The organism is Listeria welshimeri serovar 6b str. SLCC5334, from assembly GCF_000060285.1.
Taxonomy (GTDB): domain Bacteria; phylum Bacillota; class Bacilli; order Lactobacillales; family Listeriaceae; genus Listeria; species Listeria welshimeri.
In genome coordinates this window covers 846431-860798 of record NC_008555.1, presented here as the reverse complement: position 1 = coordinate 860798, position 14368 = coordinate 846431, and the positions used below count along the sequence as shown (strand labels likewise).

Genomic DNA, 14368 nt, shown 5'->3' with positions numbered 1-14368 from the left:
GGAGGCAACGGATGAAACGCTTAGAAAAAATTTCTTCTATTGTTCCCATCTTGCTGCGAATCACTTTAAATCTGGCTCTTATTATGGTCGGTTTTACTCTTGTTGCTTTTTTAATTAGAGAGGCATTTACGATATTTAATAATATATTCTTCTTAGACACAGATGTATCTTATTATTATATGACGCAAGATATTTTAACGTTTTTCCTTTATTTTGAATTTATTGCGCTCATCGTCAAATATTTCGAGTCCCATTTTCATTTTCCGCTGCGTTATTTCATTTATATTGGTATTACAGCGATTATTCGATTTATTATTGTCGATCACTCTAGCGCCACATCTACGCTGATTCTTTCAGGAGCCATTTTACTACTAGTTGCAGCCCTGTTTTTAGCTAATACGAAGATGTTGAAACGTGAAGGATAAAAAAACAAGTAATTTGTAGTGAAAGCCAAAAGTTAGACCTAATACCAATCAGAGAATTCTGGTTGGTATTTTTTATGCGGACATTCGTTTCAATTATTATTTGGTTCAATGGTTCGTAACTAGTGTAAATGACACCATAATACTTTTCTTGATTTAATAACCCAATGAAATTATCAAAACAATTTGCTTTTCCTGACGTGGTTTGAAATATGTTTGAATTGGTTAACATTTCTTTGTATTGTTCATTTGATAAGTTTATGCTCTGTCAGAATGGAAAGTATACGACGATAAGGACAATTATTTGCGCTTCTGATTTCTTGGCCGGTTAATGGGTCTTTTCCTGCTTTAACAGAGGCGATTATTCCTTTTAATAGCTCGACATCTTCTATGGCTTGGTTTGATTCTGGTGGTAGTTCGCCGTGGAGGATGGCTTCGTTGTAGGCCGTTGTCGCTTCCACGCTTATTATACCACCTCTTGTTAATATCCATGTGGTACCCGTGTATGTTTTTTGGTATTCGTTAAAAGAAACTGTTTTGGGTCTTCTTAATAGTCAAGGTTCCACTATTTGACGGCAATCAGATAATAAAAAACCTTTTTTAATTATAATTGTTAAAATACTCAATAATTGTATTTTGTATAGAATCATTATTAATTGTATCATCGCTAATAAAATCTAAAAATAAATCATAAACTTCTTGGTTTTGACACTTGGATAAAAGTCTACAAATAGGTAACAACATTTCTGGTTCTATATTTTGATTATTTCCGAAATATTTAGCTAATACTTTGGTTGATTTGTCATTTATTTTATTTTCTATCCCTTCAATAAATATAATTTTTTCATCACTTGAATAATATTCTGATGTAATAAGTTCAATAAGTTCATCTTCATTTAAATCCTCTTTGAAGATGTTTGATCGGCTCTTATCTAAATCATTTCTAGCCTTTTTGTCATCATTATAATAATTTTCTAAGAAAGCGGGATAACCAATTAGCTCATAAACTAATGAATTCATTTCTTTAATGTACGAATTAATATTTTCTTTGTAAATCTGAAAATCTTTAAGTTCATATATTGACAATCCTCCAAAATCATCAACTATTCTAATTTCATCTTCTTTTTTTATAAGAACTGGATAAAGTTTATTAATAGTAATATCCCTATTTTCTTTGTTAGAAATTACTTTTACAATCATACTATCTAACCCCCATTGGTATAAAATTATTATCTAAGTCTATAATCCAAAAATCATCAGTAAGTTCATTCCTAATTTTAAGGTCTTTAGGAATTTTTACTTTCATTTTCACATCATAAAAATTAATTTCACCAGTTTTCAAATTCTGATAATAGTGAATTTTCCCTTTTCCCATTGACGTTTCATAACTATAAGTTGACTCCATTTTCGACCAGTCTGATATGGAGCTGCCATCCTTAGTAAGTTCAGAAACTACTTTAGAGTCTTTTAAATCAGAACCAGATATAATAGGTTTTGAGTTTTTGAGTATATCACCTTTCATTAACTCATTTTTATATTTTAGATATTGGGCACTATTTTTTGAGCTCTTCGGAACATTACCCCCACCAGCTTTCCTCCTCAACAAACCTTTAAGCTTAGGAATCCCCATCCTTTTCCCATGGTACGCTCCAGCTGTGTACATGAAGGTGGTGCCAGCTATGATACTTATTCCTTGCAGTAAACTGATTTCTTGGCCGGTTAATGGGTCTTTTCCTGCTTTTACGGAGGCGATTATTCCTTTTAATAGCTCGGCATCTTCTGTGGCTTGATTTGATTCTGGTGGTAGTTCGCCGTGGAGGATGGCTTCGTTGTAGGCCGTGGTTGCTTCCACGTCTATTATACCACCTCTTGTTAATATCCATGTGGTACCCGTATATGTTTTTTGGTATTCGTTAAAAGGAAATTTTTTTGGTTGGGCATTGGATTCTTTTCCTAACGCTTGTTGCAAACGGCTTACGGTGTCCAAATCCAGTTTCGTTAGATCGTAGGTGCCAGTATGATGGTTAAACTGAATATTCGACTGGAGTTCTCGAATCGTTTGCTGAATATTTTGTACTAAATCGCTTATATGCGCAAAAAAATCCGTATGACTTTGTTCAAAAGCCAGATACTTTTCTACTATATTTTCCTTCTTATATGCTTTACTTAACTGAGAACGATAAATTTGCATCTGCCCTTCCGTTCCCACGTTCATTCGCTGGGCTAACGTTTCTTTTTTTGCTTCCAGACGATCAATCTGTTGGCCAAGTTCGAATAAGCCTTCCTCATCGATTCTTGCGTTGGGGGAACTATCTACTTGGTCATGAAAATCGTCCATGTATTGCCTTAATCGTTCTTGACTCTCTTCCATTACTTCCAAAATAGCCTTACATAAGGGGACATAGGTCATTTGATAATAATTCTTAGATGCGTCTATCGCTTTCCCTTTTAAGCTATCCTCTTCCGCATAGTTGGTCACGACGGTTTGGATAGCTTTAATACATCTTTTGCCTTGTTGGTTAGCTTCCTTTAATTGGAGCGCGAATGTCCTTATTTCTCCGATGTCAATGCGACTCACTGTCCCCACTCCTTATGTAAAGCTCGTTGTTTCGTTTCTAATTGATAGATGCTTTGTTGATAGGTCTGCCTCTTTTGTTCGCATGCTGCTTGGTTTTCTTGGATCTTTTTGCGCCATCGCTGTTTTTCTTCTTCATGGAGCGCTTCCAAATAGTAGCTAAAACTGCGCGCAGCCTCCCCTTGCCAAACTGTGCGCAAAAGTGCCAGGGACTCCTGCTCTTCTAGGCAAACACGGGCAAAATCTTCGGCTAACCATGCTTGTTCATCTTGTTCTCGTTTTAGTTGTAACAACGCTTCTTCTAGTTCTTTTTGTTGCTTTTTTAAGGTATGTAGTTGTTGTTCTATAGGCTGACTGTTGGTATCCATGTATGTCCCCTCTTAACCCATCATCCGTCTGAGTGCTCGGTCTTTGATGGCAAAAGATTCGCCTAAGTTTTTTAACCGTGTCGCATCGGTTTCCACCACCACTTGAAAAGCTTCTACCGCCTCTACCAAGTCAAACAACGCTGTACGCAATTGGTTGATGGAGTTCGCTCGACTAAATGCCATATTCCCGTCTTTCATAGGCAAATAGTCCATTGCTTTTGCTGATTCTTTCATGTCGGAGGAATATTTTTTTACTGTTTCTTCCTTCACTTTAATTTCACTCATTTGGGTACGCCCTTTCTGTCTCTCGCTCTCTTTCTCATTATAACACCGGGAACGCCCTCCTTTTGTGAGCGTTTTATGAACAAAAATCGGCTTCATGAGCTGGATGAAGTGAATAAGTTGGCTTCTGATGGATTATTTTGCGCAAAAAAACACTTTGACGGAGAAAGTCAAAGTGTTTTGTATTAGTATCTGCGAGATAGCTTAGGAATCCCCAACTATTTAAGGTTCCATCACTTGTTTCTCACATGCATCATCACATTTAGCCAATAAAATATGTCTCTAAAGTTAGATTTTTTAGTCTAACTTATGGGGTTCAGTAGGCCTTTTTTCTTTTTCGAAAAATTTATTTTGTATAAGCTAACAAATTTCAATATTATTTAACACCTCTATTGAAATTGGCTTAAGTTGTTGCGCTGTACCAAATAAGTTTAAAATTTCATGATTAATTTCTGAAAGATTTTTAAATAATTTTCTTTTTTGATAGAATAGATAATCTGATTCTATTAACAAAATAAAACCATTATCAAGAGATAGTTGCAATACTATATAGCTTTTTGGATTTTTGTATACTGGTTCTAGCTGTTGTAAATCTAAATTTGTTATAAGTTTTTTTCCCTTTGCCATATCAAAATGAAATACACTATTACTTTTATCCAAATTTGCTTTAAAGACTGATTCTACACTGATTTCCATAAACTCATGGTATCTTTGAAAGAAAACGTGAAAGGCTTTTTCTTGATCATCACAACAATGTTCAAGTATCATATTAGTCCATCCAGAGGTAGAGGAACTATAGTTATAATAGTCCTTTATATACTCATGAAAAAACCAGAAATCTATTGAATATCCTTTTATTATTTTTTCTCTACTTCCCATCGAATAGCCATTTAAAAAATCACTTAATGCGTCTATTGTTTTATTTCTGAGAAACATTTTTGGTCTTTGTTCTATACTAATTATTAAATCTTTTATAGTATTTGTATTCATCTTGTTAGCTCCTTTACAAGTCAAATAGCTAAAACTATCTTCTTGTTTACAAATATTATTATAGTCTAATGGCATAAACGATTCAATGGCCACTATTATTAAAAAAAGACATGTTTTATTATTTTTTTGAGCGTATCTTTATCCTTACAAGCTATTTGTATATTTTCTTTATCTACAAACAATTAAAGTAATATGATATATAGTAACGTAAAAGGTTTGTAATCAAGTGTATCTAGAATTTGGATGACTCTTTTAAACCATGTTCAACCTGATTATCTTTCGTCTAAAAAGCAGACTCATGTTTAGAAGTTAATTAGTGCAATCTTCAACATTCGCTTTAGTTGTTTAACGCTTTTATCTCAAAATTTAATGTTACAATATTTTCAATTACAACTAAAGTCATTAAAAAAACCCACCCATAATCATGATTATGGGTGGATTTTTTAATTCTCGACGCTTGTTTCTAAGTTAAAAAGGGTGATGGCTTCTGATAATATGGAAATTTCCTCTTCCAGAAGTGCTTTCTGTTTTTTCAATTCATACATTTGTAAAATGCTAGAGGCTTCATTTAGGTCAATATTTTCTGTATTATAAGATTTGATCCATCTAGCAAGTGATGCCATAGAAACGCCAAAATCGGTGCATAATTTATTCTTTGAAGTTCCATGGTGGTATAAATAAACGAGACTTCTTTTGAATTTTTCATTATATAATTTTTTAGGCATGAATAGTCCCTCTCTCATTTTTTAGATATATAGTCATTTCTCATGTAATTTCACTCTCAAAGTTTTCTGCATTTTTTCTTGCAAACAAACTATTTTGTCATTTTTAGAACGTTTTTAATTGTTTAATCCCGTATTTTACTAAATTATCTAATTTTTTATTTTTAAGTAAAAATCCCGTTTAGCACAAATATAATCGTACAAACTTCCTTATCCTCTTAATTTCCAAATAATTTCTTTTAGTTAAACATGATTTTTTGTTTTTCATCTTATGACTCCTTCTATTTTAGTAAACATAGACAACGCTTTAACAAATTTTATAGTGTGCTATATTTCTGTTATAACACTTAAATTATACTCACGAAAAGGGGTGTTTTACTACTCAAAAAAAATCGTATAATTATTTTTTATAAGTAAAAAAATGGCTATTTCGTGTCAATTTATCACTTATTTCAAACAATTTTAAAAAATACGCGTTTTTTCTTGAAAATCAGCCGCTAAAAACGCATCTATATCTTGTTTAGTGGCTGCTTTTTTATGGTACAATAATCTACAATATACATAGAAAAGAGTGTTGTAATGGAATTTTTACTTATTTTACTTCCCGTTTTTGGGATTTTTGCAATTGGTTTTATTGGACAGAAGACCTTGAAATTTGATATTCCTAATTTATCAAAGCTCACATTATATCTTATGTCTCCATTTTTAGCATTTAATACTTTTTATACGAATCCACTCTCACTTGATTATCTTTATTTGGCAATTTATATCTTTGCACTTTGCTTGAGTTTGATAATCATTGTAAGTTTTATTAGTTTTTTGCTTGGATATAATTTGCAAGACCGTTGTGCGCTTATTTTAGCAAGTGCATTTATGAATAACGGAAATTATGGCACGCCGGTTGTACTACTTATTTTTGGTGCTGTTGGACTTGATATTGCAGTCGTTCTGATGGTGTTGCAACAACTCGCTATGAGTACAATTGGGGTTTATTTCGCAGCAAAAGGTAGTAAAGATGCAAATGGTATGAAAACAGTGATGAAACGTGTTATTCGAATGCCAATTGCATATGGGGCTTTACTCGGACTCGCGCTACAATTACTACATATTTCTCTTCCTTCCGCTTTGATGACATGTGTCAAACTTGTTGGAGACGCAGCTATTCCTACAATCATGATTGTTCTAGGAATGCAGCTAGCTGTTATTTCTTTTAGACGTATTGAGCTTGGAAAAGTGGGGATTGCTTTAATTCTAAAATTACTCATTGCTCCTATGATTGCTTTTGGTTTAACTTTGGTTTTGCCAGTAGATGAGATGACCAAACAAATTATGATTTTGCTTGCGGCAATGCCAACAGCAGCTAACACAACGTTAATGGCAGTTCAATTTGATACAAAACCAGATTTAGTTTCTAGTGCGACTTTTATAAGTACTGTTTTGAGTATTATTACTTTACCAATTGTGTTATATTTTCTTCATCCTATGTTTTAAGGCGGGGTTCAACCCGTCTTTTTGTATAGACCAATTTAAAAACAAAACGTTTGCCTTACTAATATTTAAGAAATATAATAGCTATACCAATTAAAAAAGGAGGCAGCATATTTTGGAAACTAATGATATGAAATATTTACAATTATTAGCAACTGAATATCCTACTATAGCAAAAACAGCTACAGAAATTATCAATTTAGAAGCTATCATGAATCTTCCCAAAGGAACCGAGCATTTTTTAAGTGATGTACACGGGGAATATAGTGCATTTGAGCAAGTTTTACGTAATGGTTCTGGTGTGATAAAGCGAAAAATTCGTGATATTTTTGGTGAAGAATTGGATGATGCAGAAATAAATTCCCTTAGTACGCTAATTTATTATCCTGAAGAAAAAATGGATTTAATTGCGGACGAAATGGATGATATACATGCATGGTACCGGACAACCCTATTTCGTTTGATTGAACTTTGCCAATATGTTGCTTCTAAATACACTCGCTCTAAAGTTAGAAAAGCCATGCCTGAAGACTTTGCTTACATATTAGAAGAATTACTTCAAGAAAACTACAATGAAGACGACAAAAAAATGTATTATGAAGAAATTTTACAACATATCATTTCCCTTGATCGTGCCGAAGAATTTATTAGCGCTCTTGCTCGCCTTATTCAACAATTGGTAGTTGACCATTTACATATTGTTGGTGATGTATACGACCGTGGTCCTTATCCTGATAAAATTATGGATACATTAATGCATTATCATTCCGTTGATTTCCAGTGGGGTAATCATGATATTTTATGGATGGGTGCTGCTAGTGGTTCAAGAGTTTGTGCGGCTAATGTTATCCGTATCTCTGCTCGTTATTTGAATTTAGATATATTAGAAGATAGTTATGGTATTTCGCTTCGTCCTCTTGCGCTTTTTGCGGATGAAATGTATAAAAATGATCCTTGTACGTATTTTCAACCTAAAAATGAAGATAATATTGATTATAGTAAGGCAGAAATCACACAAATCGCCCGAATGCATAAAGCAATAGCCATTATTCAATTTAAGTTAGAAGGAGAAATTATTAATCGCCGCCAAGAGTTTGATATGAACCACCGACTCCTGTTAGATTTTATTGACTATACTAACGGAACAATTCACATAAAAGGAAAAGATTACGACTTATTAGATAGCCATTTCCCAACTATTGATCCTGAAAATCCTTATAAACTTACAACTGCGGAACAAGAATTAATTGAAAAAATTATGGCTTCCTTTAAAAATTGTCGTAGATTGCAAAAACATGTTCAGTTTTTATATGCAAAAGGTAGCATGTTTTTAACTTATAATGGAAATTTACTTTATCATGGTTGTATTCCACTTCATGAAGACGGGACTTTTATGGAGATGAAGTTGCGTGGTAAGAAGTTTGCAGGAAAAGAACTTTTAGAGCAATTTGAAATTCTTACTCGAGAAGCTTATGTCCGCCCACCTGGCACAAAAGAAAAAAAATATGCTTGTGATATCGTGTGGTATCTTTGGACTGGGGCGGTTTCCTCTTTATTTGGGAAAAGTGAAATGACTACTTTTGAACGTTATTTTGTTGCTGATAAAGAAACTCATGTGGAAGAAAAAAATCCATATTACAATTTGCGTAATGATGAAAAGGTTTGTAAGCAGATTTTGGAAGAGTTCGGACTTGATGGGGATTGTGGTCATATTATTAATGGTCATACACCTGTTAAAGAAGGTAAAGGGGAAAGTCCCATCAAAGCCAGTGGAAAAATGCTTGTAATTGATGGTGGATTTGCAAAAGCTTACCATAAAAAGACTAATTTAGCTGGTTATACATTACTTTTTAATAGTTACGGGCTTCAATTAGTTAGTCACCAACCATTTACTAGTAAAGAAGATGCGATAAAAAACGAGACAGATATCCTTTCTACGCGTCAAGTTATTGAAATGGAAATCAATCGCAAGCGTGTGAGAGACACAGATATTGGCAAAAAGCTTAATGAACAAGCCGAAGATTTAAAGAAATTACTTTCTGCATATCGTAATGGATTACTTCACGAAGGACGCTAAAAAAGGTGAAATAATTGTCATAAAACTTTCACAACTTGTGAATTGGCTTCACTGCAACAAAACTTGCCAAATTATATATTTATGTACCAATTTTACTAGTGCATATTTAATCAAAAAAAGTTATATTTAAATAGTAGTTATTTCTTTATAGCGTTCCTTAAAGAATATCTATTCATTCCCACTTTGCTTCTGATTCCCACAGATCAAAAGCAAAAAAAGGTCCAGAAAATTTTTCTGGACCCTTTTTTATTCACTTTGTTCTCGTGCCAGTCTTCTTGCTTCCCGTGCAGCTTTTCTAGCCGCGCGTTCGTCATCCACTGGTTTTTCCATTTTGTCTTCTTTTGTGGTTTCTTTTTTCTTCGTTATTTTTTCTAAATCTAATCCTGCCATTGTAGCATAACGGTTGAAACGTTTTTCAGCGTCTAATCGAGTTTTTTCAGATAGTTTCGTTGCTACTTCTGGATTTGCTTTATATAGCGCGGAATAACGTGTCTCCCGTTTTAGGAAATCTTCAAATTGATCAAAATCAACTTTTTTATAGTCCATGATCATTGGATTTTTTCCTTTTTCTTCCAGTGCTGGATTATAACGATATAAGCTCCAGTAGCCACATTCCACCGCTTTTTGTGTTTCACTTAGCATTGTTTTCATACCACTTGAAATTCCATGATTTATACATGGAGTATAGGCAATGATTAAAGAAGGCCCTGGATATGCTTCTGCTTCTTCAATTGCTTTTAAAGTTTGGCGTTTGTTCGCACCCATCGCGATTTGCGCCACATAAATATTTCCGTAACTCATAGCCATTATGCCAAGATCTTTTTTACCGACAGATTTTCCGCCTGAAGCAAATTTAGCAATAGCAGCAGTTGGTGTGGCTTTGGATGATTGGCCGCCTGTGTTTGAGTAGACTTCATTATCCATTACAAAAATATTCACATCTTCTCCTGATGCTAACACATGATCAATTCCTCCGAAGCCAATATCATAAGCCCAACCATCGCCTCCAAGCATCCACTGCGAACGTTTAATAAACAATTCACGGTCATTATAAATGGATTCGAGTGTTGGATTTCCTTCCATCTCACTAAGAAGCGCAAGTTGTAAGGTTTCTGCTCGCCCGCGCGTATCTTCTGAAACATCCATTTGTGTTTGCCAGTCGACAAGTGCCTCATGTAAAGCTAATGACATAGTTTCTTCTTTTAGTGCTTTTGTGACTTTATTGTTTAGCGCTTTTCGCATGGTTTGGTTTGCTAAATACATGCCGTAACCATATTCCGCGTTATCTTCTAAAAGTGAATTCCCCCAAGCCGGACCATGTCCTTTATCATTGACAGTATACGGAGTTGCTGGTGCGGATGCGCCCCAAATCGAGGAACAACCAGTTGCATTGGCAATCATCATCCGATCACCAAACATTTGCGTTAATAATTTAACATAAGGGGTTTCGCCACAGCCAGCACAAGCCCCAGAGAACTCAAGTAAAGGTTGTTCGAATTGACTACCAGGAACGGTATTTTTTTTAGTTGGATTTTTCTTTGGTTTCACATTAATGGCAAATGACCAATTCGGATTTTCTTTTTCAGCAACTTCTTCAAAAGGTTTCATTACAAGCGCTTTTTCTTTTGCAGGACAAGTTTCCGCACATAAGTTACAGCCGGTACAGTCCATTGGTGAAACTTGAATACGGTAACGAAGGCCATCTTTTCCTCGCATTTCGCGTGTCATAAAGCCTTCTGGCGCAGACTCCATCTCTTCTTCGTTTGTTAAAATCGGCCGAATAGCTGCATGTGGACAAACAAAAGCACATTCATTACACATCGTACAGTTTTCAGAAATCCATTCAGGAACTTCAAGTGCAATTCCACGTTTTTCATAAGCTGCTGTCCCTGGAGGATAAGCGCCACTAACCATTCCGTTTGATATTAAATCTCCAACGGTTAAGTTATCACCTTCTAGCCGATTTACAGGTTCCAAGATATTTTTAACGTAAGCGGGTTTTTCGGTAGTTGGATTTATTTCTACTTTTAATTCTTGATTTGCCCAGCTTTCAGGCACTTCTACTTTATGCAAATGAGCGACTGTTTGATCCATCGCGAGGATATTTTTTTCCGCAACGGCCATATCTTTTTTTCCGTAAGTCGCGATAGCCGATTCTTTTAAGTCAGCGAGAGCTTTTTCAAACGGTAAGATATCAGTCACTTGGAAAAAGGCTGTTTGCATGACAGTATTAATTCTTCTGCCCAGTCCAGCTTCCCCAGCAATTTTCATCGCATTTAATGTATAAAATTGAATATCGTTTTTTGCAATATATGCACGCATTGCTGCTGGTAAATGGCGTTCTAACTGCTTGCCTTCCCAAATTGTATTAAGTAAAAATGTTCCGCCCGGTTTTAAGCCTTTTAATAAATCATACGAACGTAAATAGGCCGAGGTTGAGCAAGAAACAAAATCCGCCTGTTGGATTAAATAAGCAGAACGAATTCTTTTTTCTCCAAAGCGTAGATGCGAAACGGTTAGTCCCCCCGATTTTTTCGAATCATAGGAAAAGTAACCTTGCGCATATAAATCTGTATTATCACCAATAATCTTAATGGCGGCTTTATTAGCGCCTACCGTACCGTCCGAGCCAAAGCCCCAGAATTTACATTGGAACGTTTTTTCTGACGTTAAATCACTTGGTCCCCTATTTTCAATGGAGAGATTCGTAATATCATCTGTAATACCAATGGTGAAACGAGGTTTTGGTTTTTCTGTCATTAGGTGCGAATAAACACCGAGAATCTGGTCTGGTGTCACATCTTTTGAACCTAAGCCATATCTACCGCCAATAACGAGAGGTCGCGTCTCACTATCATAAAGCACACTTTGTACATCGAGTAAAAGTGGCTCCCCACCTGAACCTGGTTCTTTTGTTCGGTCTAAAACAGCCACACGTTCTACTGTTTTCGGAAGTTTCGCTAAAAAGTTGTCAGCTGGGAAAGGACGATATAAACGAATATTGAGCAGTCCAACTTTCTTGCCTTGGGTTGTTAAATAATCAATAACTTGCTCAATGACCGGCGTTACAGACCCCATCGCTACAACGACATCTGTTGCATCTTCCGCACCATAATAATTTACTAAGTCATAATCTGTGCCACGTAGCTGATTAATTTCTTGCATATAGTTCTGAACGATATTTGGAATTTCCTCGTAATAACGATTCACTGTTTCCCTTTGTTGAAAAAAGATATCCGGGTTCTGGTTCGAGCCTAATGTTTTCGGATTATTAGGCGTCATTGCGCGATTTCTGAATTGTTGTAAGGCCTCTTTGTCAAGCAAACTTTCTAATTCCTCATATTCAAGCACTTCGATTTTTTGTAATTCGTGACTTGTCCGGAATCCATCAAAAAAGTTTAAAAATGGCAAGCTTCCTTTCAGCGATGCCAGATGAGCTACGGCGGATAAGTCCATTACTTCTTGCACAGAACCTTCTGCGAGCATCGCAAATCCAGTTTGACGCGCTGCCATCACATCACTATGGTCGCCGAAAATATTAAGCGAGGCCGCCGAAATTGTTCTTGCAGATACATGAAAAACTGTGGGCAATAATTCTCCAGCAATTTTGTACATATTCGGAATCATTAAAAGTAAACCTTGACTCGCTGTGTATGTGCTCGTTAAGGCTCCTGCTTGAAGTGATCCATGAACTGTCCCTGCTGCTCCTGCTTCTGATTGCATTTCCACTACTTTTACGGGTTCATTAAATAAATTTTTCTTGTTTTTTGATGACCATTCATCCACGAGTTCAGCCATAGTGGAGGAAGGGGTAATTGGATAGATTGCTGCAACTTCTGTAAATGCGTAAGAAATATTGGCTGCGGCAGTGTTTCCATCCATCGTTTTTCTATTTCGCATAAGACTAAACACTTCCAGTCATTCTAGTTTTATAATCATTCTTATTCTACACCACTATTCGCTTATACTCAATGCTTCACAAGGACTAATAAAAGTGTAGATTTTTAACAAAAAAAGAAACTAGCTACGTTGTTCCTGCTAGTTTCTTTTGGATAATTTCTATTCATTCAGTCTAAGTGCTAATCCTGCAATATTATTTGTATGGCCAACAAAACAATAACGATATATAAAATCCCGCTCCTCACCTGATATTCGCTTTATTTTGTTCGTAATTCAGCAATATATTTCTTAGCTGCCATCACATTCAATTGTTTCGTTTCTTGTAAAAATTGGGCAACTTGTTCGATTTCATTTGCTTCTGCACCCGCTGTCATTGCGAGAGATTTTGCTTGTAGTGACATATGTCCACGCTGGATGCCTTCCGTAACGAGCGCCTTTAAAGCGGCTAAATTTTGCGTTAAGCCCACTGCGCATACCAACATAGCCAGTTCTTTCGCTGATTCTACTCGCGCGATTTTTTTTGAGAGAGTGGCAATTGGATGAATCGCTATAGAACCGCCAACAAAGGCAACTGGCATCGGTAAAGTTAATTCCCCAATCAAGTACCCATCCGCATCTTTTGACCATTTAGACATGGGCTTATAGCTTCCTGTCCGGGCAGTATAGGCATGGCTTGCTGCTTCCACTGCACGCCAATCATTTCCAAAAGCCATAATTACGGCATCTATCCCATTCATAATTCCTTTGTTATGAGTTGCTGCACGGTAAATATCTGCATCTGCAAATTCATAAGCTGCAATAATTCGATCACGTACCCATTCGCCACTTTGCGTTTTTGTCGATAAGCTTTCAGGGGACAAGCGGCAGGTGGCTGTGGCAGTCGCATCATCTACCAAATTGGATAATATTCGCATATTTGCTACCCCGCCAGTCAGTATTTCTAGCTCCGGGGCTAATGTTTCGACCATTGTGTTTACCATGTTGGCGCCCATTGCTTCTTGCGTATCTACAAGTAAATGAATGATAAATAAAGTTTCACCACTCGCGGTTTTGGTAGTACGTACTTGTAAGTCTACAGCTCCCCCGCCTCGTTTTAGTAAAGATGGATGGGCATTATTGGCAATGGCAATAAGTTTCTCTCGATTAGCAATGACTTTTTCTTCTGCAGCTTCCACATCTGGCACGGTAATTAGTTCGATTTGTCCAATCATTTTTCTGTCAGTTGCAGTACTTGTAATTCCGCCATTTTGAGCGATTAGTTTAGCGCCTGAACTTTGAGCAGCAACAACAGAAGGCTCTTCCATCGCCATTGGTACGATATATTTTTTATCATTTAAAAGCATATTCATCCCTAAGCCTAAAGGAAGCGAATAAATTCCGACTGTATTTTCAATCATATGGTTTGCTTTATCAAACGAAAGTGCCCCCGTAGAAGCTAAAAAGGCTTGTTCCTCCTCATTTAGATTAGCATATTCTGCCAAAATTACTTGACGTTCTTCTAGTGTTTTTTTATAAAATTTATCAAAAGATTGCATTGCATAATC

Annotated in this window: 12 protein-coding genes; 3 read left to right on the top strand and 9 right to left on the bottom strand. The window is 35.9% G+C overall.

What is annotated here, in order from left to right; genetic code table 11:
* The first annotated feature begins 11 nt into the window (after positions 1-11).
* Positions 12-425, top strand: a complete 414-nt coding sequence (gene psiE / locus LWE_RS04225) for a phosphate-starvation-inducible protein PsiE (RefSeq protein WP_003721401.1) — start codon at positions 12-14, stop codon at positions 423-425.
* A gap of 242 nt (positions 426-667) precedes the next feature.
* Here psiE and LWE_RS04220 read toward each other — a convergent pair whose 3' ends face one another.
* The 7 genes from LWE_RS04220 to LWE_RS04190 form a co-directional block, all read right to left on the bottom strand.
* On the bottom strand, positions 668-883 hold the full coding sequence (locus LWE_RS04220; RefSeq protein WP_011701666.1) for a hypothetical protein: 216 nt from the start codon (positions 881-883) through the stop codon (positions 668-670).
* 139 nt (positions 884-1022) lie between these two features.
* Positions 1023-1622, bottom strand: a complete 600-nt coding sequence (locus tag LWE_RS04215) for a hypothetical protein (RefSeq protein WP_011701665.1) — start codon at positions 1620-1622, stop codon at positions 1023-1025.
* A 1-nt stretch (position 1623) separates the two neighbouring features.
* Complete coding sequence (locus tag LWE_RS04210; RefSeq protein ID WP_011701664.1) at positions 1624-3000, bottom strand: T7SS effector LXG polymorphic toxin; 1377 nt, start codon at positions 2998-3000, stop codon at positions 1624-1626.
* Complete coding sequence (locus LWE_RS04205; RefSeq protein WP_011701663.1) at positions 2997-3365, bottom strand: hypothetical protein; 369 nt, start codon at positions 3363-3365, stop codon at positions 2997-2999. The genes LWE_RS04210 and LWE_RS04205 overlap by 4 nt, the downstream gene beginning before the upstream one ends.
* 12 nt (positions 3366-3377) lie before the next feature.
* The gene (locus LWE_RS04200) at positions 3378-3650 is read right to left on the bottom strand and encodes a DUF3130 family protein (protein WP_011701662.1); all 273 of its coding nucleotides are present in this window, start codon (positions 3648-3650) and stop codon (positions 3378-3380) included.
* Positions 3651-4007: 357 nt separating this feature from the next.
* Positions 4008-4637, bottom strand: a complete 630-nt coding sequence (locus tag LWE_RS04195) for a hypothetical protein (protein ID WP_011701661.1) — start codon at positions 4635-4637, stop codon at positions 4008-4010.
* A gap of 443 nt (positions 4638-5080) precedes the next feature.
* Positions 5081-5362, bottom strand: coding sequence for a transposase (locus tag LWE_RS04190; protein ID WP_011701660.1), 282 nt, complete (start codon positions 5360-5362; stop codon positions 5081-5083).
* A 576-nt stretch (positions 5363-5938) separates the two neighbouring features.
* Between LWE_RS04190 and LWE_RS04185 the strand changes: the two genes are divergently transcribed.
* The gene (locus LWE_RS04185) at positions 5939-6850 is read left to right on the top strand and encodes an AEC family transporter (protein ID WP_011701659.1); all 912 of its coding nucleotides are present in this window, start codon (positions 5939-5941) and stop codon (positions 6848-6850) included.
* A 112-nt stretch (positions 6851-6962) separates the two neighbouring features.
* Positions 6963-8924 (top strand): fructose-1,6-bisphosphatase, encoded by a 1962-nt coding sequence (locus LWE_RS04180; RefSeq protein WP_011701658.1) that lies wholly within the window; start codon positions 6963-6965, stop codon positions 8922-8924.
* 246 nt (positions 8925-9170) lie between these two features.
* Here LWE_RS04180 and nifJ read toward each other — a convergent pair whose 3' ends face one another.
* Together nifJ and LWE_RS04170 are read right to left on the bottom strand one after the other, a co-directional pair.
* On the bottom strand, positions 9171-12824 hold the full coding sequence (gene nifJ / locus LWE_RS04175; protein WP_011701657.1) for a pyruvate:ferredoxin (flavodoxin) oxidoreductase: 3654 nt from the start codon (positions 12822-12824) through the stop codon (positions 9171-9173).
* Positions 12825-13081: 257 nt separating this feature from the next.
* Positions 13082-14359 (bottom strand): hydroxymethylglutaryl-CoA reductase, degradative, encoded by a 1278-nt coding sequence (locus tag LWE_RS04170; RefSeq protein ID WP_011701656.1) that lies wholly within the window; start codon positions 14357-14359, stop codon positions 13082-13084.
* Between the last annotated feature and the right edge of the window lie 9 nt (positions 14360-14368).

What these genes read in the sequence shown, in the direction of transcription:
- LWE_RS04215 (WP_011701665.1), bottom strand. Translation starts at nt 1,622, where the DNA reads ATGATTGTAAAAGTAATTTCTAACAAAGAAAATAGGGATATTACTATT.
- LWE_RS04205 (WP_011701663.1), bottom strand. Translation starts at nt 3,365, where the DNA reads ATGGATACCAACAGTCAGCCTATAGAACAACAACTACATACCTTAAAA.
- nifJ (WP_011701657.1), bottom strand. Translation starts at nt 12,824, where the DNA reads ATGCGAAATAGAAAAACGATGGATGGAAACACTGCCGCAGCCAATATT.
- LWE_RS04170 (WP_011701656.1), bottom strand. Translation starts at nt 14,359, where the DNA reads ATGCAATCTTTTGATAAATTTTATAAAAAAACACTAGAAGAACGTCAA.
- psiE (WP_003721401.1), top strand. Translation starts at nt 12, where the DNA reads ATGAAACGCTTAGAAAAAATTTCTTCTATTGTTCCCATCTTGCTGCGA.
- LWE_RS04190 (WP_011701660.1), bottom strand. Translation starts at nt 5,362, where the DNA reads ATGCCTAAAAAATTATATAATGAAAAATTCAAAAGAAGTCTCGTTTAT.
- LWE_RS04195 (WP_011701661.1), bottom strand. Translation starts at nt 4,637, where the DNA reads ATGAATACAAATACTATAAAAGATTTAATAATTAGTATAGAACAAAGA.
- LWE_RS04200 (WP_011701662.1), bottom strand. Translation starts at nt 3,650, where the DNA reads ATGAGTGAAATTAAAGTGAAGGAAGAAACAGTAAAAAAATATTCCTCC.
- LWE_RS04185 (WP_011701659.1), top strand. Translation starts at nt 5,939, where the DNA reads ATGGAATTTTTACTTATTTTACTTCCCGTTTTTGGGATTTTTGCAATT.